General features: G+C 66.6%; 21 protein-coding genes. 8 read left to right on the top strand and 13 right to left on the bottom strand.

The features are described 5' to 3' along the window. Window positions 1–8 precede the first annotated feature (8 nt). On the top strand, window positions 9–3,290 hold the full coding sequence (locus tag KHP16_RS22920; RefSeq protein ID WP_211961211.1) for a bifunctional cytochrome P450/NADPH--P450 reductase: 3,282 nt from the start codon (window positions 9–11) through the stop codon (window positions 3,288–3,290). A gap of 109 nt (window positions 3,291–3,399) precedes the next feature. Here KHP16_RS22920 and htpX read toward each other — a convergent pair whose 3' ends face one another. Together htpX and KHP16_RS22910 are read right to left on the bottom strand one after the other, a co-directional pair. After that, the gene (htpX, locus tag KHP16_RS22915; protein ID WP_109585310.1) at window positions 3,400–4,278 is read right to left on the bottom strand and encodes a protease HtpX; all 879 of its coding nucleotides are present in this window, start codon (window positions 4,276–4,278) and stop codon (window positions 3,400–3,402) included. 135 nt (window positions 4,279–4,413) lie between these two features. Continuing rightward, entirely contained in the window at window positions 4,414–4,821 is a 408-nt protein-coding gene (locus KHP16_RS22910) for a hypothetical protein (protein ID WP_211961210.1), read from the bottom strand. 153 nt (window positions 4,822–4,974) lie between these two features. On the opposite strand from KHP16_RS22910, the gene KHP16_RS22905 reads away from it, so the two are divergent. Further along, window positions 4,975–5,418 (top strand): Cd(II)/Pb(II)-responsive transcriptional regulator, encoded by a 444-nt coding sequence (locus KHP16_RS22905; protein ID WP_115955633.1) that lies wholly within the window; start codon window positions 4,975–4,977, stop codon window positions 5,416–5,418. A gap of 207 nt (window positions 5,419–5,625) precedes the next feature. Continuing rightward, window positions 5,626–5,934 carry a hypothetical protein gene (locus KHP16_RS22900; protein WP_179592591.1) on the top strand — a complete coding sequence of 103 codons (309 nt, stop codon included), beginning with the start codon at window positions 5,626–5,628 and terminating at the stop codon, window positions 5,932–5,934. A gap of 127 nt (window positions 5,935–6,061) precedes the next feature. On the opposite strand, the gene ypfJ is transcribed toward KHP16_RS22900, so the two are convergent. The 6 genes from ypfJ to gcl form a co-directional block, all read right to left on the bottom strand. Next, complete coding sequence (gene ypfJ / locus KHP16_RS22895; protein ID WP_109585306.1) at window positions 6,062–6,955, bottom strand: KPN_02809 family neutral zinc metallopeptidase; 894 nt, start codon at window positions 6,953–6,955, stop codon at window positions 6,062–6,064. A gap of 93 nt (window positions 6,956–7,048) precedes the next feature. Continuing rightward, window positions 7,049–8,533, bottom strand: coding sequence for a pyruvate kinase (gene pyk / locus KHP16_RS22890; RefSeq protein ID WP_244835963.1), 1,485 nt, complete (start codon window positions 8,531–8,533; stop codon window positions 7,049–7,051). Between the two features lie 28 nt (window positions 8,534–8,561). Beyond that, window positions 8,562–9,899, bottom strand: coding sequence for a glycerate kinase type-2 family protein (locus KHP16_RS22885; protein ID WP_109585305.1), 1,338 nt, complete (start codon window positions 9,897–9,899; stop codon window positions 8,562–8,564). Window positions 9,900–9,997: 98 nt separating this feature from the next. Continuing rightward, window positions 9,998–10,924, bottom strand: coding sequence for a 2-hydroxy-3-oxopropionate reductase (gene glxR, locus KHP16_RS22880; protein ID WP_109585304.1), 927 nt, complete (start codon window positions 10,922–10,924; stop codon window positions 9,998–10,000). A gap of 47 nt (window positions 10,925–10,971) precedes the next feature. Continuing rightward, window positions 10,972–11,754 (bottom strand): 2-oxo-tetronate isomerase, encoded by a 783-nt coding sequence (gene otnI, locus KHP16_RS22875; protein WP_121492984.1) that lies wholly within the window; start codon window positions 11,752–11,754, stop codon window positions 10,972–10,974. 35 nt (window positions 11,755–11,789) lie between these two features. After that, window positions 11,790–13,604: a glyoxylate carboligase gene (gene gcl / locus KHP16_RS22870; protein WP_244214878.1), complete on the bottom strand. Its 1,815-nt coding sequence runs from the start codon at window positions 13,602–13,604 to the stop codon at window positions 11,790–11,792. Between the two features lie 321 nt (window positions 13,605–13,925). Between gcl and KHP16_RS22865 the strand changes: the two genes are divergently transcribed. Together KHP16_RS22865 and KHP16_RS22860 are read left to right on the top strand one after the other, a co-directional pair. Then, the gene (locus KHP16_RS22865) at window positions 13,926–14,618 is read left to right on the top strand and encodes a hypothetical protein (protein ID WP_109585302.1); all 693 of its coding nucleotides are present in this window, start codon (window positions 13,926–13,928) and stop codon (window positions 14,616–14,618) included. A gap of 94 nt (window positions 14,619–14,712) precedes the next feature. Beyond that, on the top strand, window positions 14,713–15,624 hold the full coding sequence (locus KHP16_RS22860) for a LysR family transcriptional regulator (protein WP_109585301.1): 912 nt from the start codon (window positions 14,713–14,715) through the stop codon (window positions 15,622–15,624). A gap of 207 nt (window positions 15,625–15,831) precedes the next feature. Here KHP16_RS22860 and KHP16_RS22855 read toward each other — a convergent pair whose 3' ends face one another. Together KHP16_RS22855 and KHP16_RS22850 are read right to left on the bottom strand one after the other, a co-directional pair. Beyond that, window positions 15,832–16,524, bottom strand: a complete 693-nt coding sequence (locus tag KHP16_RS22855) for a GntR family transcriptional regulator (protein ID WP_109585300.1) — start codon at window positions 16,522–16,524, stop codon at window positions 15,832–15,834. Window positions 16,525–16,574: 50 nt separating this feature from the next. Beyond that, window positions 16,575–17,975 carry a C4-dicarboxylate transporter DctA gene (locus KHP16_RS22850; protein ID WP_109585299.1) on the bottom strand — a complete coding sequence of 467 codons (1,401 nt, stop codon included), beginning with the start codon at window positions 17,973–17,975 and terminating at the stop codon, window positions 16,575–16,577. Between the two features lie 283 nt (window positions 17,976–18,258). Between KHP16_RS22850 and KHP16_RS22845 the strand changes: the two genes are divergently transcribed. The 3 genes from KHP16_RS22845 to arsC all read left to right on the top strand — a co-directional run bounded on the left by KHP16_RS22845 (window position 18,259) and on the right by arsC (window position 21,345). Next, a complete protein-coding gene (locus KHP16_RS22845; protein ID WP_179592589.1) occupies window positions 18,259–19,527 on the top strand; it encodes an allantoate amidohydrolase in 1,269 nt (422 codons plus the stop codon). Window positions 19,528–19,575: 48 nt separating this feature from the next. Next, complete coding sequence (locus tag KHP16_RS22840; RefSeq protein ID WP_415831306.1) at window positions 19,576–20,826, top strand: M20/M25/M40 family metallo-hydrolase; 1,251 nt, start codon at window positions 19,576–19,578, stop codon at window positions 20,824–20,826. Between the two features lie 159 nt (window positions 20,827–20,985). Beyond that, complete coding sequence (arsC, locus tag KHP16_RS22835; protein WP_109585296.1) at window positions 20,986–21,345, top strand: arsenate reductase (glutaredoxin); 360 nt, start codon at window positions 20,986–20,988, stop codon at window positions 21,343–21,345. Between the two features lie 85 nt (window positions 21,346–21,430). On the opposite strand, the gene KHP16_RS22830 is transcribed toward arsC, so the two are convergent. The 3 genes from KHP16_RS22830 to KHP16_RS22820 all read right to left on the bottom strand — a co-directional run bounded on the left by KHP16_RS22830 (window position 21,431) and on the right by KHP16_RS22820 (window position 23,105). Further along, window positions 21,431–21,667: a hypothetical protein gene (locus KHP16_RS22830; protein WP_109585362.1), complete on the bottom strand. Its 237-nt coding sequence runs from the start codon at window positions 21,665–21,667 to the stop codon at window positions 21,431–21,433. Between the two features lie 109 nt (window positions 21,668–21,776). Beyond that, window positions 21,777–22,442, bottom strand: coding sequence for a 3'-5' exonuclease family protein (locus KHP16_RS22825; protein ID WP_109585295.1), 666 nt, complete (start codon window positions 22,440–22,442; stop codon window positions 21,777–21,779). Window positions 22,443–22,445: 3 nt separating this feature from the next. Further along, a complete protein-coding gene (locus KHP16_RS22820; RefSeq protein WP_109585294.1) occupies window positions 22,446–23,105 on the bottom strand; it encodes an MBL fold metallo-hydrolase in 660 nt (219 codons plus the stop codon). Window positions 23,106–23,385 lie beyond the last annotated feature (280 nt).

Raw genomic sequence — 23,385 nt, 5'->3', positions numbered from 1 at the left:
TCCCCGCCATGGCCTCCCAATCGTCCGGCACCGCCGGTCCGTCGTTCGCATCGCCGTCGCTGCAACCCATTCCGCGCGACCCGGGCCTGCCGATTCTCGGCAACCTGCTGCAGATCACGCCTGGCGCCGTGGGACAGCACCTGCTCGCACGCAGCCGTCATTTCGACGGCATCTTCGAGCTCAACTTCGCGGGGCGGCGGGTGCCGTTCATCAGTTCCGTCGAGCTCGCTACCGAAGTCTGCGATGTGTCGCGTTTCCGCAAGGTCATCGGGCCGCCGCTGTCTTATCTGCGCGACGTGGCCGGCGATGGCCTGTTCACCGCGCATAGCGACGAGGCCAACTGGGGCTGCGCGCATCGCATCCTGATGCCCGCGTTCAGTCAGCGCGCGATGAAAGGCTACTTCGACGTGATGCTGCGCGTCGCGAACCGCCTCGTGGGCAAATGGGACCGGCAGGGGCCCGATGCCGATATCGCGGTCGCGGACGACATGACGCGGCTCACACTGGATACGATCGCGCTGTCCGGCTTCGGCTATGACTTCGACTCGTTCTCGCGCGCGCAGCTCGATCCGTTCATCGTCGCGATGGCCGGCGCGCTCGGCGAGGCGATGGACAAGCTCACGCGCATGCGGCTGCAGGATCGCTGGCTCAAGGGCGCGGAACACCGGCAGTTTGCGGAAGACATCGCCTATATGCGTAACGTCGTGGACGATGTCATTCGCCAGCGACGCGCGGCGCCGGCAGCATCCTCGACTGGCGCGGACCTGCTCAGCCTGATGCTGGAGGCGCGCGATCCGGAGACGAACGTACAGCTCGACGATGCGAACATCCGCAATCAGGTCATTACGTTCCTGATCGCGGGCCACGAGACCACGAGCGGGCTGCTGACGTTCGCGTTGTATGAACTGCTTCGCAATCCGGGCGTGCTCGCACAGGCCTACGCCGAGGTGGATACCGTGCTGCCGGGCGATGGGCCGCCGGTCTATGCGGACCTCGCGCGCCTGCAGGTGCTCGAGCGCGTGCTCAAGGAAACGCTTCGACTGTGGCCAACGGCGCCGGCGTTCGCGGTGGCCCCGTTCGAGGACACCGTGATCGGCGGGCGCTATCGCATTCCGAAGGACCGCCGCGTATCGGTGGTGCTCACCGCGCTGCATCGCGACCCGAAGGTCTGGGCGGACCCCGAGCGGTTCGACATCGACCGCTTCCTGCCCGAAAACGAGGCCGCGTTGCCGGCGCATGCGTATCTGCCGTTCGGTTCGGGCGAGCGCGCATGCATCGGACGGCAGTTCGCGCTGACCGAGGCCAAGCTTGCGCTGGCGCTGATGCTGCGCAACTTCGCGCTCAGCGATCCGCACGATTACCAGTTCCGGCTAAAGGAAACGCTGACCATCAAGCCCGACAACTTCGTGCTGCGCGCGCGGCGACGTCGGCCGCACGAGCGTCTCGTCGTCGTGGGGACGACGCCCGCGCAGGCGGCTGCCGTCGCGCCCACGCAGGTGCGCGGCAATGGACAACGGCTATCGGTACTGTGCGCATCGAGCCTCGGCACGGCGCGCGAACTCGCCGAGCAGATTCATGCCGGTGCTGTCGCTTCGGGGTTCGAGGCGACGTTGCGCAACCTCGACGATGCGGTCGGCGACTTGCCGACGGAGGGCATCGCGGTGGTCGTCGCGGCGACCTACAACGGCCGCGCGCCCGATTCCGGCCGCCGCTTCGAGGCGATGCTGGATGCGGACGATACAGCGGACGATGCTCCGCGTTATCTGGCGGAGGGCGGTGCGAGGGGCTTGCGGCTGGCGTTGCTCGGCTGCGGCAATTCGCAGTGGGCCACGTATCAGGCGTTTCCTCGCCGCGTGTTCGACTTCTTCGTCGCGGCGGGGGCCACGCCGCTGTTGCCGCGCGGAGAGGCCGATGGCAATGGCGACTTCGATGGCGCCGCCGACCAGTGGCTCGCGCAGTTGTGGCAGGCGCTCGAAGCGGACAGCGATGCAATGACGGGGGGGCTCGGTGTCGACGTTGCGGTCCGCAGCATGGATGCGATTCGCGCGGATACACTGCCGGCCGGTACGCATGCGTTCACGGTGCTGTCCAACACCGAGCTCGTGCAGGATCCCTCGGGTCTCTGGGACTTCGCGGTCGAAGCGCCGCGCACGTCGACGCGCGACATCCGCCTGCAACTGCCAGCGGGCACGACCTATGCCGCGGGCGACCACGTCGCGGTGTGGCCGCAGAACGCGCACGACCTTGTGCAGGCCTTGTGCGAACGGCTCGACCTCGATCCGATGGCGATGGTGACGTTGTCCGCGACGCATGGTGTGGCACGCGGGTTGCCGATCGGCGAGGCATTGCCGGTGGCGCAACTGTTGACGCATTTCGTCGAGCTGCAGGACGTGGTCTCGCGCCAGACGCTGCGTGCGCTGACGCATGCGACACGGTGCCCGTTCACGCGGGGGCAACTGGAGACGCTCGCTTCGGACGATCCCGCGGAGGGCTATGCGGCGCGTGTCGCCGCGCGTCGATTGGGGCTGCTCGACGTGCTGACCGCACATCCGGCGATTTCACTGTCGCTCGCGCAACTGCTCGACTGCACGGTCCCAATGCGGCCGCGCTTCTACTCGATTGCTTCGTCGCCGCTGGTATCGCCTGATGTCGCGACGCTGCTGGTCGGCACGGTGTGGGCACCGGCGTTATCGGGCCGTGGGCAATTCCGTGGCGTGGCATCGACGTGGTTGCAGGGCCTCGCGCCCGGCGCGCGGGTGTCGGCGTCGATCCGCACGCCGAATCCGCCGTTCGCGCCCGAGGCCGATGTCACCGTGCCGATGATCCTGATCGGTCCGGGCACGGGTCTCGCACCGTTCCGCGGGTTCCTCGAGGAGCGCGCGGCGCAACGGGCGGCGGGCGTTGCCGTGGCCACCGCGCAGCTGTACTACGGGTGCCGCCATCCGGCGCACGACTGGCTCTATCGGGACGACATCGCGCGGTGGGCATCAGACGGCGTGGCCGAAGTGCATGTCGCGTACTCGGTGGTGGAAGGCGCGCCGCGGTATGTGCAGGACCTGCTATGGGCCAATCGCGCCGAGATATGGAGACAGCTCGGGACCCAGCCGGCACAGCCCGCGGCCGGCGCGACGGTTTATGTGTGCGGCGACGGCCGAAGGATGGCGCCCGCGGTGCGGCAGACGCTGCTCGATATTGCGATGTCCGAAGGCGGCATGGACGCCAACGCCGCCTCGGAGTGGCTCGCCGCGATGGTTGCGAACGGGCGCTATCGGCAGGACGTGTTCAATTAGGTAACCAAGGCAACGAGGGCAACGCGGCAACGAGGCAACCGAAGCCGTCGTCCGGCGATGGTGTTCTCCCCTCTCCTATGGGAGAGGGGTTGGGGGAGGAGGCCCCTTTTTATCGTTGCGCCTGCAACGCCGCAATCCGCGCTTCAATCGGCGGGTGGCTCGAGAACAGTCCGAGCCACGACTTGCCGCCCGAGATGCCCATTGCCTGCATGTTCTGCGGCAGGCCATCCGCATCGAGGCCGCCCAGGCGGCGCAGCGCCGAGACCATCGGCGTGGGCGTACCCATCAGCCCCGCCGCGCCCGCATCCGCCCGGTACTCGCGATGCCGCGAGAACGCCGCCACGATGATGCTCGCCAGAATGCCGAACACGATCTCGCAGATCACCACCGTGATCATGTAGCCAATGCCGGGACCGCTCGACTCCTCGTCATTGCGGCGCAGCCACGAATCGACGAAGTAGCCGACCACGCGCGCCATGAAGATGACGAACGTGTTGACCACGCCCTGGATCAGCGTCAGCGTGACCATGTCGCCATTGGCAATGTGGGCCACCTCATGGGCGAGAACGGCCTCGACTTCCTCCTGCGACATCGAGTTCAGCAGGCCCGTGGACACCGCCACGAGCGAGCTGTTCTTCGAAGCGCCGGTGGCAAAGGCGTTCGGCTCGCCGTCATAGATGGCCACTTCAGGCATCGGCAGCCCCGCGCGCGTGGCGAGCTTCTCGACGGTCTGGACCAGCCAGAACTCCGTGGTGGTGCTCGGGTGCGTGATGACCTGCGCCCCCGTGGACCACTTGGCGATGGTCTTGGACATCAGCAGCGAGATGAACGAACCACCGAAGCCCATCAGCGCCGCGAAGACGAGCAGCATGCCAAGGTTGAGGCCATTGGCGGTAAGGAAACGGTTCACGCCCAGCAGGCTGGCCGTGAGGCTGAGGACGAGCATGACGGCGATGTTGGTCGCCAGGAACAGGAAAATGCGTTTCATGGTTGTGGGGTGGGGCAAGTAAAGTCGCGGCGGAGGCCGCGGAAGCGTGACGGACCGATGCAATGGACAACGGCACACCGCGCGGAAAAACTGAATGACGAAAGGCGCGGGCGGCAAACGCCACGCGCGGGCGGATCAGCCCCGCGGCGGGCGCGGCAGGCGAGGAAGGTCAGGATCCGGCAGGGTCATGCCGGCGTATCGGGGCAGCGCGCCCCGCATGTCGTGCACTGCCACGCGCAGCGGCGGGGGCGGCAGCAGTTGTTCCGCAAAGTCGGCACCCGGCGGCGACGGCTCGCTGGTATCCGCGGGATAGTGCGAGTCGGCGGGCGGCCCGCTATTGCCAAGATCCGCGAGACCGGCAGCGTCTGACGCACTCGCGAGGGCAACGTCCTCGACGGTCGGCGCGGGTGCCACATACGCACCCGCTTCCCACACCGCGGCATTCCCGGCCACGGGCGCGCCAATGCCTGCCCACGCCTGCAGGGGCAGGAAGGCAAGCAGCACGATCGTCAGCAGAAGCCGGAAGAATTGCACGAATGTCATCAACGCGATGGGTTCGGCAACGACGCCGAATCCGATGCGAAGGATTCTACAGGAATGCCGCCTAATCCCCTGACACCGGCAAGGCCTTCCGCAATGTTCTACACTGCCAAAACCCTGTAACGACTACAGGGATGCAGGGACAAGGAGCCTGTCATGCGCATCGGCGAACTGTCGCGCCACAGCGGCTGCGATATCGAGACCATCCGGTATTACGAGCGGGAGGGGCTGCTCGACGCACCGCAGCGCGAGGACAATGGTTATCGCCGTTATGGCGACGGCCATCTGGTGCAGCTGAACTTCGTACGGCACTGCCGCTCGCTCGGCATGAGTCTCTCCGACGTGCGCCGGCTGCGCGATTTCCAGCGCAACCCGTCGCTGGCCTGCGACGACATCAATCATCTGCTGGACCGCCAGATCGACCAGATCCACGCGCAGCGCGTGGCACTGGAAGCGCTGGAGGGACAATTGCGGGCGCTGCGCGAGACCTGCGCCACGCCCCATCCGGCGAGCGAGTGCGGCATTCTCCAGAACCTCCAGCAGGCCGCCGAAGGGGCGCCCTGCGAATGCCACGCGCCTTCGCACACCCACACGCACTGATTTATCCGGAACGCCCGGCGCCGCCGTTCGTCAGCGCGTCTGGCGTTTCACGGCGTGCAACGCACCATTCGTCGCAGCGGTATTTCTCCTTGCGGACGAACCTTCTACTCTTCAGCCTGTGCCCGCGTCGCCACGAAGATGGCCGATCGCCGCAGCAAAAGCGCTGCGGCACCCAAAGCAGGCCACACACAGTTGAAGGAGTCCCAAATGATCGCCAAACGCATGCTTGGCGGCGCCCTTGTCGTGGCGGCATTCGCCGCCTCGGCCACCGCGTTCGCCGCTCCCGCCACGAAGAAGGTGGGCAAGATGGATGTCTACGCCGACGCGTCCCGCGTGGCCAAGGCCGACGTATATACCGACGGCGCCAAGCGCGACAAGTTCGACCCGTTCACGGACGGGCTGCGCCAGGGCAAGTTCGATACGTTCACCGACGGCACGCACACGTTCCGTCGCGATATCTCGGCGTCCACGCTCGACAATTCGCGCAACGGCGATCTGTACGGCTACCGCGTCTGATCCCTCGTCCTCACGACATGCGTGAGGACATCCGTGGCGTCTCCCGCCACGCTGATTTCTCTCCCACCTGCCCGGCCGACCTCCTCCTTCTCTCTCCGCCGGGCAGGTGATTTTTCTTCCGCACGTTCTACAACTGCCGCGCCGAGAACGTGTCGCATTTGCGGATATCGCCCGTCGTCAGCCCCTGGCGCAGCCACCGCACGCGTTGCTCGCTCGTGCCGTGCGTGAACGCTTCCGGCACCACATACCCCTGCGCCTGCCGTTGCAACCGATCGTCGCCGATCGCGGCCGCGGTCTTCAGGCCTTCTTCCACGTCGCCCGGTTCCAGCAATTGCTGGTTGGCTTTCTGCGCGGTCGCGGCCCAGACGCCGGCCAGGCAATCGGCCTGCAGTTCCAGGCGCACCGATAGCTGATTGGCCTGCGCCTCGCTCATGCGGCGGCGCGCGGCATCGACTTTCGACGACACGCCGAGCAGGTTCTGCACATGGTGGCCGATCTCGTGCGCGATCACATAGGCCTGCGCGAAGTCCCCGCCCGCGCCGAAGCGCTGGCGCAGTTCGTCATAGAAGGCGAGGTCGATATAGACCTTCTGATCGCCGGGGCAGTAGAACGGGCCCATCGCCGACTGGCCAGTGCCGCACGCCGTGGGCGTCGCGCCGCTGAACAGCACGAGTGTGGGCGGTGCGTAGCGCCGGTTCAGGTCCGTTTCGAAGATGTGCTCCCATGTGCGCTCGGTATTGCCGAGCACCTTGCGCGTGAACACCGTCAGCTGGTCCGTCGCGGGCGGCCGTTGCTGCTGCGGCACGTGCTGCTGCTGGGGCTGCTGGCCCTGGATGACCGACGCGCCCTGGAAGATCACCGAGGGATCGATCCCGAAGAAGTACGACGCAGCGAGCGCGACGATCACCGTCCCAATGCCGATGGTGCGGCCGCCGACTGGAAGCCCGAAGCCGCCGCCGCCCCCATAGCCGCCGCGGCGGTCTTCTACGTTCTGGCTTTCGGCTTCGTCATCGAGACGCATGGAGACTCCGTGAGATCGAAATACGGCAGCGTGGCCGCCGTGATGCCGTGGAGTATAGCAACGGCATTCGGTCCTCCGGAGTCCTCCGCTGTCTCACACGCCGGCCGTCACTTTCGGCTCCTGCGCGAAGGCCGCGCCGCTCAGCGCCAGGTCCTGCGCCGTGCCGCCGACTTCCGCGACGCGCAGCAGATTGGTCGTGCCGCCCTGCCCGAAAGGCATGCCCGCGGCGATCGTGATCTGGTCGCCCGGCTCGGCATAGCCTTCCACCAGCGCCGCGCGCGTCGCGGCCGCCACCATCTCGTCCACGCTCTGCACGTCCGGGCTCACGGTCGAGTGCACGCCCCACGTGATGGCCAGCCGGCGCGCGATGTCCAGGTTCGGCGTGATGCTGACGATCGGCGCGCACGGCCGTTCGCGCGCGGCGCGCAGCGCGGTGGCGCCGGAAGAGGTGTACGTCACCGTAGCCCGCGCGCCGATGATCTGCGTGACTTCGCGCAGCGCCGCGCAGATGGCATCCTGCCGCGTGGAAAGCGGCGCCTCGTGCTGGGCGTCGATCATGTTGCGGTAGAGCGGATCGCGCTCGACCTCGATCGCGATGCGGTCCATCATCGCGATGGCCTGCACGGGGTAGCGGCCATTGGCGGACTCGGCCGACAGCATCACGGCGTCGGCGCCGTCGTAGATGGCGCTCGCCACGTCGGAAGCCTCCGCGCGCGTCGGCACCGGTGAATCGATCATCGATTCCAGCATCTGCGTGGCAATCACGACCGGCTTGCCGAGCTGGCGGCACACGCGCAGGATGCGCTTCTGCACGCCGGGGACGCGTTCGGGCGGCAACTCCACGCCAAGGTCGCCGCGCGCGACCATCACCGCATCCGACACGCGCACGATTTCGTCAAGTTGCAGCAGCGCGGCAGGCTTCTCGATCTTCGACAGCACACCGGCGCGCGTGCCGATGATCTCGCGCGCCTCGACGATATCGGACGGGCGCTGAACGAACGACAGCGCAATCCAATCCGCGCCGAGCGAGAGCGCGAAGTCCAGGTCCTTGCGGTCCTTGTCCGTGAGCGCCGGAATCGGAATCACGGCATCGGGCACGTTCACACCCTTGCGATCGGACAGCGTGCCGTTGTTGACGACGCGCGTCACGATGCTGCCGCTCGATACCGATTCGATCGCCAGACGCACCTTGCCGTCGTCGATCAGCAGCGACTGGCCGGCGCTGGCCGCGCGGAACAACTCGGGGTGCGGCAGATGGACGCGCGTGCCATCGCCGGGCGTCGGGTCGCTGTCCAGCACGAAGCGATCGCCCGCCCGCACCGCCACCTTGCCGACGGCGAATGTGCCGATTCGCAGCTTCGGTCCCTGCAGATCCGCAAGAATCGCGATCGGGCGGCCGGTTTCGGCCTCCACGCGCCGCACCGAGTCGTACCGCTCGCGATGATCGTCGTGCGTGCCATGGCTGAAGTTGAGCCGGAATACATCGGCGCCCGCCTCGAACAACTCGCGGATCACCGCGATATCGGTGCTGGCCGGGCCGAGGGTGGCCACGATCTTCGCCTTGCGCTGGCGTCTCATGTTGTCTCCTGTCTTGTGTAGGCGCGCGTCAGACCACGAGGATCGCGCGGAAGTCGTTGACGTTGGTCCGGGTGGGGCCCGTGAGGATGAGGTCGTCGAGACCCGAGAAGAAGCCGTAGCCGTCGTTGTTGGCCAGATACGCGCGCGCCGAAAGGCCACGCGCGGCAGCCCGCACGAGCGTGTCGGGCGACAGCATCGCGCCCGCGTTGTCCTCGGAGCCGTCGATGCCATCCGTATCGCCGGCAATCGCATGCACGCCGGGCAGCCCATCGAGGGCGACGGCCAGCGCAAGCAGGAATTCGGCATTGCGGCCGCCGCGGCCATTGCCGCGAACGGTCACCGTGGTCTCGCCGCCGGAGAGCAGCACGCAGGGTTTGGGGAACGGCTGCCCGCGCGCGGCGACCTGCCGCGCGATGGCGGCATGCACCTGCGCCACGTCGCGTGCCTCGCCCTCGATGCAGTCGGAAAGAATATGCGCTTCGAGCCCGAGCTCGCGCGCTCGCGCGGCCGCGGCTTCGAGCGATTGCTGCGCGGTGGCAAGCGTCACGCTGCGATGGCCTTCGAAGCGTATATCGCCGGGCTTCGGCGTTTCGCCCGCACCGCTCTCGAGATGCGCGCGCACATGCGCTGGCACTTCGATGCCGTACTTGGCGATGACCGCGAGCGCATCGGCGCATGTGGTGGCGTCGGTCAGCGTGGGACCGCTCGCGATGAGCGTGGGATCGTCGCCGGGAATGTCCGAGATCAGCAGCGTTTCCACGCGTGCCGGCGCGCAGGCCAATGCGAGCCGTCCGCCCTTGAGCGCGGACAGATGCTTGCGCACGCAATTCATCTCGCCGATGTTCGCGCCGCTGCGCAGCAGCGCCTTGTTGATGGCCTGCTTGTCCGCCAGCGTGAGGCCCGGCGCGGGCGCGGCGAGCAGGGCGGAACCGCCGCCAGAGATGAGGCAGAGCACGAGGTCGTCGGCGGTCAGCCCCCGCACGAGTTCGACCATGCGCTGCGCGGCGCGTTGCCCCGCTGCATCGGGCACGGGGTGCGCGGCTTCGACGACCTCGATGCGATGGCAATCGGCACCGTGATCGTAGCGCGTGACCACGAGGCCAGAGAGCGGCCCCTGCCAGTGCGCATCGACGGCCTGCGCCATCGCGGCGGCGGCCTTGCCCGCGCCGATCACGACAGTGCGGCCTTTCGGCGGGGCGGGCAGGTGAGGGGGCAGGCAGTGGCTCGCGCTGACGGCGGCCACGGCGGTATCGAAGAGGTCGCGCAGCAGAGAGCGGGCCTGATGAGGGTCGCGATAATCGGCGATGGACCGGCGGGCAGGCGTCAGTCGCGCGACATCGGCGGCATTGGCGTCCGAGGCGTACATGGGGAGTCCTGGTGCGGCAGAGGAGATGCGGAGGCCGCGCGCGCCATCGCGGCGCGCGGCCTCCACGTTGCGGCGAGGCGCGGGTGCGAGTTGTCGCTCTACTTGTCGGCCTTCTTTGCGATCTCGTGGTTCGACATGATCTCGATGGCACGGCACAGCGCCGAATGATCGAGCTTGCCGAAGCCATTCGCGGCGCACGCGTTGAACAACTCCTGCGCGGCCGCCGTATTGGGCAGCGACACGCCGAGCGCCTTCGCGCCCTGCAGCGCGAGGTTCAGGTCCTTCTGGTGCAGTTCGATGCGGAAGCCCGGATCGAACGTGCGCTTGACCATGCGCTCGCCATGCACTTCAAGAATGCGCGACGACGCAAAGCCGCCCATCAGCGCCTGCCGTACACGCGCCGGATCGGCACCGGCCTTCGACGCGAACAGCAGCGCTTCCGACACGGCCTGAATGTTGAGCGCCACGATGATCTGATTGGCCACCTTCGTCGTCTGGCCGTCGCCATTGCCGCCGACCAGCGTGATGTTCTTGCCCATCAGCTCGAACAGCGGCTTGACCTCGTCGAACGCTTCGGCGGGTCCGCCCACCATGATCGTCAGCGACGCCGCCTTGGCACCGACTTCCCCGCCGGACACCGGCGCGTCAAGGTACGACGCACCGAGCTTGTTGATGCGCGCGGCAAAATCTTTCGTGGCGATCGGCGAGATCGAGCTCATGTCCACGACGATCTTGCCGTACGTCGCATCCTTGCCCGCGGCCTTGTAGGCGGCCGCGACGCCGCGCTCGCCGAACAGCACGGCCTCCACGTGCGGGGTGTCCGGCACCATGACGATCACGATATCGGCACGCTTCGCCACTTCTTCCGCGCTTGTGCAGACCGTCACGCCCGCATCGACGAGTGCCTGCGGAGCGGGGTTCACGTCATGCACGAACAGCGTGTGCCCGGCCGTGCGCAGATGACCCGCCATGGGCGCGCCCATGATGCCGAGGCCGATGAAGCCGATGTTGCGTTGATTAGCCATGAATGTCTCCTCCTATCCAGATTCGGAAATGTGTGTTGTCGGGTCGGTCAGCCGACGCGGTGCGCGGCGCGCCAGCCGAGGCCGGCTTCCGTCGAGGCGCGTGGCTTGTACTCGCAGCCGATCCAGCCCTTGTAGCCGATCTCGTCGAGATAGCCGAACAGGAACTGGTAGTTGATCTCGCCGGTGCCGGGCTCGTTGCGGCCGGGGTTGTCGGCCAGCTGCACGTGACGGATCTTCGGCAGGTTGGCCTTGATCGTTGCCGCGATCTCGCCTTCCATGCGCTGCATGTGATAGATGTCGTATTGCACGTAGAGATTGGGCGCGTTGACCTGCTCGATCAGGTCGATCGCCTGCTGCGTGCGCGACAGGATGAAGCCGGGAATGTCGAACGTGTTGATCGGCTCGATCAGCAGGTCGATGTTCTCCGCCGCCAGCGCGTTGGCGGCAAAGCGCAGGTTCTCCACCAGCGTTTCGGTGGCTGCTTCGCGGCGCACGCTTTGCGGCAGGATGCCCGCCAGGCAGTTCAGCTGACGCACACCGAGCACCTTCGCGTACTTGATCGCCTCGCCCACGCCGTCACGGAACTCGCTCACGCGGTCCGGATGGCAGGCGATACCCCGCTCGCCGGCTTCCCACTTGCCGGCCGGCAGGTTGTGCAGCACGAGGTCGAGCTGGAAGCGGTTGAGGCGGTCCGCGATCTGGTCAGCGTGGAAGGCGTACGGGAACAGGAACTCCACGCCGCGGAATCCCGCGCGCGCGGCGGCTTCGAAGCGGTCCAGAAAGGCCACTTCGTTGAACAGCATGGTCAGGTTGGCGGCTAGCTTTGGCATCGTCGGCTCTTGTGTGGTGATGGCGGTGATAGCGGTCAGGCGGTCGCGCCTTCGGTGGCAACTTCTTCTTTGAGGATGGCCTCGCCGGCAACCTCGGTATCGCTGGTATCGGCGCGATCCTCGATCGGCTCGAACTCGTTGATGTTGTCGATCTCGGTGCCCATCGCGATGTTCGTCACGCGTTCAAGGATCACTTCCACGACTACCGGCACCGAGTATTCGGCCATCAGGTCGCGCGCCTCCGCGAAAGCGGGCGCGATATCCTCGGGCTTGAACACGCGCAGCGCCTTGCAGCCGAGGCCTTCCACGACCTTCACGTGATCCACGCCGTAGCCCTCGAGCTCAGGCGCGTTCACGTTGTCGAACGCGAGCTGCACGCAGTAGTCCATCTCGAAGTTGCGTTGCGCCTGGCGGATGAGGCCCAGGTACGAATTGTTCACCACCAGATGGATGTACGGCACCTTGAACTGCGCCGCCACGGCCAGCTCTTCGATCATGAACTGGAAGTCGTAGTCGCCGGAGATCGCCACGACATCGGACTCGGGGGATGCGGTCTTCACGCCGATCGCCGCCGGAATGGTCCAGCCGAGGGGGCCGGCCTGGCCGCAGTTGATCCAGTGGCGCGGCTGGTTCACCGAGAGGAACTGCGCGGCGGCGATCTGCGACAGGCCGATCGTCGTCACGTAACGGACGTCGCGCGGGAAGTACTGGTTCATCTCGCGATACACGCGCTGCGGCTTGACGGGCACGTTGTCGAAATCGCTCTTGCGATGCATCGTGCGGCGGCGCTTCTGCACATCGGCGACCCATGCCTTGCGATCGGGCAGTCGGCCGGCCATCTTCATCTCGCGCGCCACTTCGACGAACAGCTCGAGCGCGGCCTTCGCGTCGGAAACGATGCCGAGATCGGGGCCGAATACGCGGCCGATCTGCGTCGGTTCGATGTCGACGTGCACGAACTTCCGGCCCTTCGTGTAGACGTCGATGCTGCCCGTGTGGCGGTTGGCCCAGCGGTTGCCGATGCCCATCACGAAGTCCGAAGCCAGCAGCGTCGCGTTGCCATAGCGATGCGAGGTCTGCAGACCGACCATACCCGCCTGCAGGGGATGGTCGTCGGCGAGCACGCCCCAGCCCATCAGCGTCGGCACGACCGGCACATTGACGAGTTCGGCGAACTCGACGAGGAGTTCCGAGGCATTCGCGTTGATCACGCCGCCACCGCACACGATCAGCGGACGCTCGGCAGCGTTGAGCATGGCGATGGCTTTCTCGATCTGCGCGCGCGAGGCGGCCGGCTTGTACGGCTGCAGCGGCTGGTACGTTTCGGGATCGAATTCAATCTCGGCCACCTGCACGTCGAACGGCAGGTCGATCAGCACCGGACCGGGACGGCCCGAGCGCATCAGGTGAAAGGCCTGCTGAAATACCTGCGGCACGAGGGCGGGCTCCCGCACGGTGACGGCCCACTTGGTCACGGGCTTGGCGATCGATTCGATATCGACCGCCTGGAAATCTTCCTTGTACAGGCGCGCGCGGGGCGCCTGGCCGGTAATGCAGAGAATGGGGATCGAATCGGCCCATGCCGAATACAGGCCGGTGATCATGTCCGTGCCCGCGGGACCGGACGTGCCCACGCACAGGCCGATGTTGCCGGGCTCGGCGCGCGTATACCCTTCAGCCATGTGGGAGGCGCCTTCGACGTGCCGCGCGAGCAGATGCTTGATCGTGCCGGCCTTGCGCATCGCCGAGTAGAACGGGTTGATGGCGGCGCCGGGCACGCCGAACGCGGTGGTGATGCCTTCCTTCTCCAGCACCGCGATCGCGGCGTCGACGGCTCTCATCTTCGGCATGTTTTGTCTCCAATAACGGGTGGGCCTGTGATTGGAGTCGATCCTATGCCCGCACCGGGCTGGGATAAACGGAACGACGATCATTTGATTCGATACCTCCAGTTTCGAATCTGTGCGTGCATCGCAGCAAATGTGACCTTTGAGATATGCAATGGGGCGTTGTCAATCCGGGGCCGCCGCAGCGTTGTACGGAGGCCGTCGAACGCCCCCGAAACGTGGGGATATCCACGCAACGGCCACTTTGGTGCTGTTCGCCGCGGGTCAGGATCGCCACAATGTCGGGTTGCAGCAGCTATCGATGTTTCCGTTCACATTTCCGCCATGTACGCCCGGTTGCCCTCCACCTACGAACTGATCGAAGCGCTTCGCACGACCGACGTCGCCACGCCGGCGGCGGTGGGTGGTCCGGCGGTGACGGTGGCGCGCGTGCTGTGGGCTGCGTTCATCGCCGCCGTGGTGCCGGCGGTCATGACCGGCAGCGCGCTGGCGTACTGGAACCTGCTGCTGCGCCAGACGCCGCCGACCTGGCTGCCGGAAGCTTTCCATGTCGCGCTGGCCGCCAGCGCGGCGTGCTACCTCGGCGCCTGGCTCGCGCGTGCGGCGCAGGGCCGCGAAGCGCTGTGGCACCCGCTGCGCTGGATGTCACGGCGCCTGGATTCGCAGTGCACGGCCGAGAACGCGCTGCTGCTGCAACTGGGGCGCATCCCGCCGCTCCAGCTGCGCGCCCGGCAGCGCCGCGTCGCCCTGCAGGTCCGTATGTGGGACGGTGCCGCGCGCACCGTGGCGGTCCTGCTCGCGCTCGGTCCGGCCGCCTTCGTGCTGTTCGACGGCGCCACCGCCACCCCCACGGCCGCAAGCATCCAGCAGGTAGTGGCCGTCTACGGCGCGGTGCTCGTCGCGGGCGCGGCCTTCGCGCTGTTCGCCCAGCTGCAGTGTTCGGGTCCTCTGCGCCGGCTCGCCCACGTCCTCGGCGAAGCAGCCGAGATCAACGAAGCGCTGGGCCGCGCGCGCTGAGGTCGCGCATACCCAGTATCCCCGCCGGGGGATGCGCAAGGCACCGCGCATGCGTCACAATGGCCGACAGGAGACAACCTGCTAGCTGGCCCACATGGACAAGTTCAAACAGATCGAGGCATTTATCGCCGTGGTGGAGCAGGGCAGCATGGCCGCCGCCGCGCTGACCCAGAACGTGACGCCCGTCATGATCGGCCGCCGCATCAACGCGCTCGAGGCGCGCATCGGCGTCAAGCTGCTGCATCGCTCCACGCGCCGCATTGTCGTGACCGAGCAGGGCGCGGCGTTCATGGAGCAGTGCAAGAAGGCGCTGTCGGACCTGGATCGCGCGGAGATGCTCATCGCCGAGGGCCGGCACAAGGCCACGGGCCATCTCATCGTCTCGGCGCCCGCCGCGTTCGGCCGCAAGCACGTGGCCCCGCATGCGCCAGCCTTCCTCGCCGCCAACCCGGACGTCCAGATCTCGTTCAACCTCACCGACCGCGTCGTCGATCTCGTGCGAGAGGGGTATGACGTCGGTATTCGCATCGGCGGTGCGATCGACCCGAATTTCGTCGCGATCAAGCTGTCGTCCAACAAGCGCGTGGTGTGCGGCACCCCGGCCTACTTCGCGAAGCACGGCGTGCCGCGCACGCTCGAGGATCTCGAGCACCACAACTGCCTCGCGTTCAATTTGCAGGGCGGCCAGCAGCGCGGATGGTATTTCAACGATAACGGCAAGACGGTGACCGTGCGCGTGAATGGCAACCTCGATTGCAACGACGGGGAACTGCTGCATCGCTGGGCGGGCGAGGGGCTCGGCCTCGGCTGGCGTTCGACGTGGGAGATCCTCCCGCAGCTGGAGAGCGGGGAACTGATTACGGTACTCGACGAGTTTGCGTTACCGGACTACGACATCCTGGCGGTGTACCCGCAGCAGCGGCCCGTGCCCGCGAAGATCCGCTTCTTCATCGAGCACCTCAAGGCACAGTACGCGCGGCCGGGGTACTGGAGCGAGCGCGTTTGACGCGTCAACGAACGCCAAGAACGAAGCCAAAAACGAACGCCAAAAAGAAAAAGCCCGCAGAGCCATTGCGGTCTGCGGGCAGCCCTTCTTGCGAAGGACGGGGAGAGCCGATGAAGTGCGCCCCCGCAACTTCATGGCCAGACCGATGATGCGCTTGCCTCCGGTCCCCCGCCTTGATCGATATCAAATGTCACGAGATTGCGCGGACTAAGCGAGCAACGCCGCTACAAGGTCCTTGCCGCGCGCGGCATCGGGAACCTCGTCGAAATGCAGCGCCGCTTCGACGTGATCGAGGTGTTCCACCATCAGCGCCACCGCGCGTTCCGCATCGCCCGCGCGCGCGGCCTCGATAAACTCGCGGTGCTCATCCGACGAGCACGTGGCATCGCGCCGCGACTGGTACAGCATCGTGATCACCGCGCTGCGCATCGACAGCTCGCGCATGATCTCCGTCAGCACGCTGTTGCCGACCACCTCCGCCATCACGATGTGGAAATCCCCGAGCAGGCGCGTGCGCGTCTGCGCGTCGTTGCCATGGAGCGATTTGCGCTCGGCAGCCAGATGCTTGTCGATGCGTTTGTAGTCGGCGGCAGTGGCCTTGGCCACGAACTCCCGCGCGAGCGCGGCTTCCAGGATGCGGCGTACCGCAAAGACCTCGCGCGCCTCCTCGGCGCTGGGCTTGGCGACGAACGCACCCTTGTCGGGCACGATCTGAATGACCTTGTCCTTGGACAGCATCAGCAGGGCCGCGCGCACCTTCGTGCGGCTGACGCGGTAGACGCTCGCGAGCGCCTCCTCCCGCAGCTTGGTGCCGGGCGGGAGGCGGTGCGAGACGATCGCGGCGACGATATCGTCGGCAATCGCCTCGGCGGTCATGTCTGGATCGATATGCTCGGGCATGATGGCGCGCGTGGGACGTGGCTCCGCGCGGAGACGGGAATGCCGAGATTCTAGCGCCCCGCGACGCTCCCGGGCAGCGGCGCGCTCGCGGGCGTCTCCAGACCGCCCGCCACGGGAGGCGGGAGGCCCTCGTCGAGCTCGCCCGCGGAGATCGTGCCGTTGAGCACCGCATGCGCGCGGTCGCGGTCGATATCTTTCTCCCACGATGCCACCACCACCGTGGCCACGCAGTTGCCGATCAGGTTGCCGAGCGCCCGCGCGATGCCGATGAACCAGTCCACGGACAGCACGAGCACAAGGCCGATGGCCGGAATCGCCGGGTGCGCGGACAGCGTGGCCGCGAGAATCACGATGGCGGAGCCCGGGATCCCGTGCGCGCCCTTCGACGTCACGAGCGCCACGGCGAGAATGCCGAGAAGGTCCCCGATCGCCAGCGGCGTGTTGGTGGCCTGTGCGATGAACACGGCCGCCAGCGTCAGGTAGATCGAAAACGCATCCAGATTGAAGGAATACCCGGTGGGGATGACAAGGCCCACCACTGACTTGCGGATGCCCATGAACTCGAGCTTGCGCATGACCTGCGGCAGCACGCTGTCCGACGACGCGGTGCCGAGCACGACCAGCAGTTCCGCGCGCAGGTACCGGATCAGCTTGAACACAGAGAACCCGCAGGCGCGCAGGATGCCGCCGAGGACGGCGAGTACGAACACGATCACCGCGCCATAGAAAAGCACGACGAGGAAGCCGAGCTGCTTGAGCGAGCCGATGCCGTACTTGCCCACCGTAAAGGCTACCGCGCCCAGTACCCCGAGCGGCGCGAGCTTGATGATGAAGCCCATCATGCGGAACAGCGTCTGCGAGAACGTGTCGATCAGGCCGACGAGCGGCTTCCCGGGCTCGCCGACCAGCGACAGCGCGCAACCGAACAGCACGGAGATCAGCAGCACCTGCAACACGTCGCCGCTCGCGAAAGCGCCCATGACGGTATTGGGAATCAGCTTGAGCAGAAACTCGACCGTGCCCGCGCTTTTCACCTTCTCCGCGCCTTCGACGTAGGCGGCCATGGCCGAGGCATCGAGCGATTGCGGATTCACGTTCATGCCCGCGCCGGGCTGGAACACGTAGGCAAGCACCACGCCGAGGGCGAGCGCGATGGTCGTCACGATCTCGAAGTAGATCACCGCCTTCACGCCGACGCGGCCGACCTTCTTGAGTTCGCCCGCGCCGCAGATGCCGGCAACGACCACGCAGAACACGATCGGTCCGATGAGCATCTTGATGAGCTTGATGAACGCGTCGCCGAGCGGTTTGAGCTTGGCCGCGAACTCGGGCGCAAGCAGCCCGAGTACCGTGCCGATCACGAGCGCGATCAGCACCTGACCGAACAACGAACGCGTAAAGCGGGTATGCAGACGCGCGGGTGCACGCTGCGAGGGAACGGCATGCTGCATGGCTGTCTCCGTGCGGACCGATCTTTACGCGCCGGGCGGCGCGTTTGCTGCCGGTCCTGTCTGGTTCAGGGGTCGCCGGTCAGGGTTGTCGAACGCGATTGTTCGCAGCCGATTGTCCGTGCGTGGAGGCCAATATAGTGCATATAATTTTTGTATGCAATTTTTGAATGCGCTGTGCTAACATGAATCGCAGAGAATAAGACGCATGGCGCGTTTCTTGTTAGGTGTCCCGCGGGACGCCACGCAATCCGCGCAGCGTCATTGGCTTGAGCAGGAGACACGCATGGCAGCAAATCCAACGCCGGCCGCCGCGCCCATGGCAGATGTGGGCGCGCGCATCATGGAGTGGGCCGACGCCCTCGCCGTACACACCGAGCAGCCCGGCATGCTCACCCGTACCTACCTGACCGACGCGCACCACGGCGCGGCCGCGCAACTGACCGCGTGGATGGAAGCGGCCGGCATGACCGTGCGCCGCGATGCGGCCGGCAATGTCATTGGCCGCTACGAGGGCGCCACGCCCGATGCGCCCGCGCTGCTGACCGGTTCGCACTTCGACACGGTGCGCGACGCGGGCCGCTACGACGGCAACCTCGGCGTGATCCTGCCGATCGCCTGCATCGATGCGTGGCATCGCGCGGGCCGCCGTTTCCCGTTTGCGATCGAGGTCGTGGGGTTCGCCGAGGAAGAGGGCGTGCGCTTCAAGGCGACGCTGCTCGGCAGCCGCGCGATCGCGGGTACGTTCGATACGCGCGTGCTGGACAACCTCGACGACAGTGGCACGTCCATGCGGGACGTGATGCGCGGCGCGGGCTTCGAGCCCGACCAGCTGCCCGCGGCGGCGCACGAGCGCCGCAAGGTGCTGGGCTTTGTCGAAGTGCATATCGAACAGGGTCCCGTCCTGCTGAACGAGGGCCTGCCGGTGGGGGTCGTCACGGCAATCTCCGGCGCCTCCCGCTTTCTCGTCGAGCTCGAAGGCCTGGCCGGCCACGCCGGCACGGTGCCGATGGACATGCGCCGCGACGCCGCGATGGCCGCCGCCGAGATCGGCCTTTATATCGAGCGCCGCTGCGGCGGCAAGCCGGGGCTCGTCGGCACCGTCGGCCAGTTCAACGTGCCGAATGGCGCCACGAACGTCGTGCCGGGCCGCGCGGTATTTTCGATCGATATCCGGGCTGGCGACGATGCCGAGCGTGAAGCCGCCGTGAACGACGTGCTTGCGGAGATCGAACGCATCTGCGCGCGCCGCAATGTGCGCGCCGCCCAGGTGCGAAAGACTCATGAGGCGGCAAGCGTGCCGTGCGCGCCGTGGCTGCAGGCACAGTGGGCCGCCGCCATCGAGCGCGCCGGTGTGCCCGTGCGGCATTTGCCTTCTGGCGCTGGCCACGATGCGATGGCCATCGCCGCGCTGACCGACGTGGCGATGCTGTTCGTGCGCTGCGGCAATGGCGGCATCAGCCATCACCCCACCGAAACCATGACCGCCGGGGATGCCCAGCTCGCCGCGAACGTGTTCAGCGCGTTCGTCGAGCACTTCCAGCCCCGGCCCTGAATGTCCCGACATCTACCGAAGAGCCAAGACATGACCGCACGCGACAACATGAATCCCATCGAGACCACGCTCATTCAATACATCGATACGCAGCGTCCCGCGCAGGAAGCCTTCCTCGCCGAGCTCGTGAAGGTGCCGTCGGACAACCCGGCCGGCGATTGCGATGCGCATGGCCAGCGTGCGCGCGCGCTGCTCGAACAGCTCGGCTTCACGGTCGAGGCGCACAAGGTGCCCGAGGACAAGGTGCGCGCGGCGGGCATGATCAGCGCGACCAATCTCATCGTACGCAAGCAGTTCGGCACGGGCGGTCCCGTCATCGCGATGAACGCGCACGGCGACGTGGTGCCGCCCGGACTGGGCTGGACGCGGGATCCGTATGGCGCGGAAATTGGCGACAGCGAGCATGGCCCGGTCATGTACGGCCGTGGGGTTGCCGTGTCCAAATCCGACTTCGCGACGTACACCTATGCCACGCTGGCACTGATGGAAGCCGAGAAGCAGGGCGCGCGGCTCAACGGCACGGTCGAGCTCCAGTTCACGTATGACGAGGAGACGGGCGGCGATATCGGTCCGAAGCTGTTGCTCGACGAGGGGCTGACCAAGCCGGACTATGCGATTTCGGCGGGCTTCTCGTATGGCATCACGTCGGCGCACAACGGCTGCCTGCATGTGGAAGTCACGGTCAAGGGCAAGCAGGGGCACGCGGCCATGCCGCACACGGGCGTCGATGCGATCGAGGCCGCGACGCATATCCTGCAGGCAATCTACGGGCTGCGGGCGGAGCTGGCCACGCGCAAGTCGAAGGTGCCGGGGATCGACCATGCGACGCTGAACGTCGGTCTGATCAAGGGCGGCATCAACACGAACGTCGTGCCCGACCTGGTCACGTTCCGCGTCGACCGCCGCATGATTCCCGAGGAAATCGGCTTCGACGCGGAGGGCGAACTGCGCGCTGTGGTGGAAAAGGCCGCCGCCGAGCGCCCGGGCATCGAGGTCAAGGTCGAGCGCATCATTCTGGCGGAGCCGCTGTCGGAGCTGCCGGGCGTGGAAAAACTGATCGGCACCCTGAAGTCGCGCGCGGAAGCCGTCTTCGGCGTGGATATTCCGGTGCACGGCGTGCCGCTGTACACGGACGCCCGCCACTACACGAGCCGCGGGATTCCCACGGTGCTGTACGGCGCCGGTCCCCGCACCCTGATGGAGGCGCGCGGGCACAACTCGGACGAGAACCTCCGGCTGAACGACCTGAATCGCGCCACGAAGGTCGTGGCGCTGGCGCTGGCGGACTTGATGGGCTGACTAGCGGCGGAGGCGAGGCCCGGCGGCGGTGTCAGGCGGGAGCGCGGGGACGCAGCCCCCGCATCATTCCTCCCCGCTCCCCCGGGGAGACGGGCCGGGGGAGGGCCAAAGCCCTCCCAGGCGCTATAGTCCCCTCTATCCCAATCCCCGAGCCCACCCATGATCACCATCTACCACAACCCGCGTTGCTCCAAATCGCGCGAGACGCTCGCTCTGGTCGAGGCCGCCGCGCAGCGGCTGGGCGAGCCCGTGGAGGTCGTCGAGTACCTCAAGACGCCGCCCTCGGTGTCCACCCTCCGTCAGCTCCATACGATGCTCGGTCTCCCCGTCCGCGACATGCTCCGCGACGGCGAGGCCGTGTACAAGGAGCTCGGCCTCGCCGACGAAGGCCTGACCGATGCCGAGTTGCTGGCCGCCGTCGCCGACAACCCGATCCTGCTGCAACGTCCCGTGGTCGTCCGCAATCGCCGCGCCGTCATCGGCCGACCGCCGGAAAACGTCAGCCCGTTGTTCGACTGAAGGCGCCAAAAACAAACCGGCCCCCGACGCAATGTCGGGGGCCGGCCGGTCAGGCGAGGGGGATCGCTTCAGGCGGGGTCGTCGTTTATTGAACACCCAGCCAGTGCATGGCCTCCTGACCGAAAGCGATCCCCGCCATGACGACGAGCAGCACCACCAGCGTCACGGTGCTCACATACAGCGTCGCCTTGGCGATCTCCGCGTCTTCCTCGGCCCAATGGGACATCGAGGCATGACGCGACGACGATCGATCGTGGTTCCAGTGTGGCCAGTGGATCCTGGCCGTCCAGTCCTTGAAGTGGTGTTCGGGATGGAATCGCATGATCAACACCTCCTTGGGCATCGTGGCCCAGGTCGCCATCGGCACACTTCCACTATAGGCCGCGGCACGCAAAATGTGGCCCCGGCCCACCGTGACGAACGTGGGCCCGCTAACCCAGCGACGACGGAGGTGACTGCTCGCTCTCGTCAGAAACGTTTTCCGGCGACGTTTCAGCAAGCGCCGCGAGGCGCGCCTCGCGCTCCCTGAGCGCCCCAAGCATGTTGCAGAAAAGCGCACCCTGCTCGAGCGCATCGTCGATTGCAACGTGCGTATGAGGCAACGGATCCTTCCACTCGGCCGGCAACGCGGGTTTGACGGTCTTGCGATACGGCAATCCCGTCAGCGCGAATCCCAGGGTCTTGATGTCCAGGGCCGCCCACCCGAACGGCGACCGCCCGGCAAAGCGCATCATGTACCAGAACATCCACGTGAAATCGAATCCCGCCGGGAAGGCGACGAACACGGGCTTGCCCGGCAGCGCCTCGACCCATTCGACGTAACGGACGATGGCCTCTTCCGGTCGCTGGAGGTCGCGCCGGCACGCGGCCCACGCCTCGGGCTGCGTCTCCCACCACTTCATCTGGACGGGATGCCCGCTCGCGCCCTGCAGCAACTCAAGGTTGGCCGAGAACGTGCCGACGACGGTCTTGTCGGCGAGCATCGCCGCCGACGCGAACGACAGCATCGAATGCGGTCCCGGAATCGGTCCGTCAGCCTCGATGTCCGTGCTGACGTAGATCTCGGGACGCGTATCCGGTGCCTGTCGCTTCGCCATGGATCAATCCGCTGCGCTGTTCGCCACGACATGGTCCGCGACGAACGGATTGCTGCGCCGCTCCTCGCCGAACGTGGACACCGGCCCATGGCCGGGCACGAAAGTCACGTCCTCGCCAAGCGGCCACAGGCGCGTTCGGATCGAGCGGATCAGGTCAGCATGATTGCCGCGCGGGAAATCCGTACGCCCGATCGACCCCGCGAACAGCACGTCCCCGACGATCGCCAGCCGGTTGTCTCGCGAGAAGAACACCACATGGCCGGGCGTATGGCCGGGCGTGTGATAGACCTCGAGCGTTTCCCCGCCGAATGTCACCGTGTCTCCATCCTCGAGCCAGCGATCGGGCTCGAAGGCCTCGGCCTGCCCGAACCCGAACCGGCGGGTCTGGTCGGGCAACTGGTCGATCCAGAAACGTTCCTCCTGCTGCGGTCCCTCGATGGGAATGCCGAGCTCGCGCGACAGCGCCGCGGCACCCGCGCAATGATCCACGTGCCCGTGCGTCAGGAAAATCTTCTCGAGCGTGACGCCATGCTCGGCCACGGCCGCGTGAATGCGGTCGAGGTCACCCCCGGGATCGCAGACCGCGGCACGACCGGTCGCCTCGTCGATGAGCAGCGAGCAGTTTTGCTGGAACGGCGTGACGGGAATCAGGAGGACTTTCATGCGGGGAGGGTGGGCGTCGGCGGGGTCGGCCGAAGGAGCCTCATTGTAGCCCGCCATGTCGATTCTGACCGGCGGGGGCGGGGGCGGGGAGCCCGAAGCGCGTCTGACAGCGTAGCACGGGCGACGAAAGCGTCTTTTGCATTACATGGCGAGCATCAAGTGTAAATTTCCGCAATCCCTTGTCGGGCCAAGGATTGCGGGGATTTGCGACGACGTTTCAGACGGTTGTCTTAAATTTCGTAACAAAATCAAGGCCATAGCATCGGGGGTGCGATGTTAG

It is taken from the genome of Cupriavidus plantarum (assembly GCF_905397285.1).
GTDB classification, from domain to species: Bacteria; Pseudomonadota; Gammaproteobacteria; order Burkholderiales; family Burkholderiaceae; genus Cupriavidus; species Cupriavidus plantarum.
This window is presented reverse-complemented; position numbering and strand designations above follow the sequence as displayed.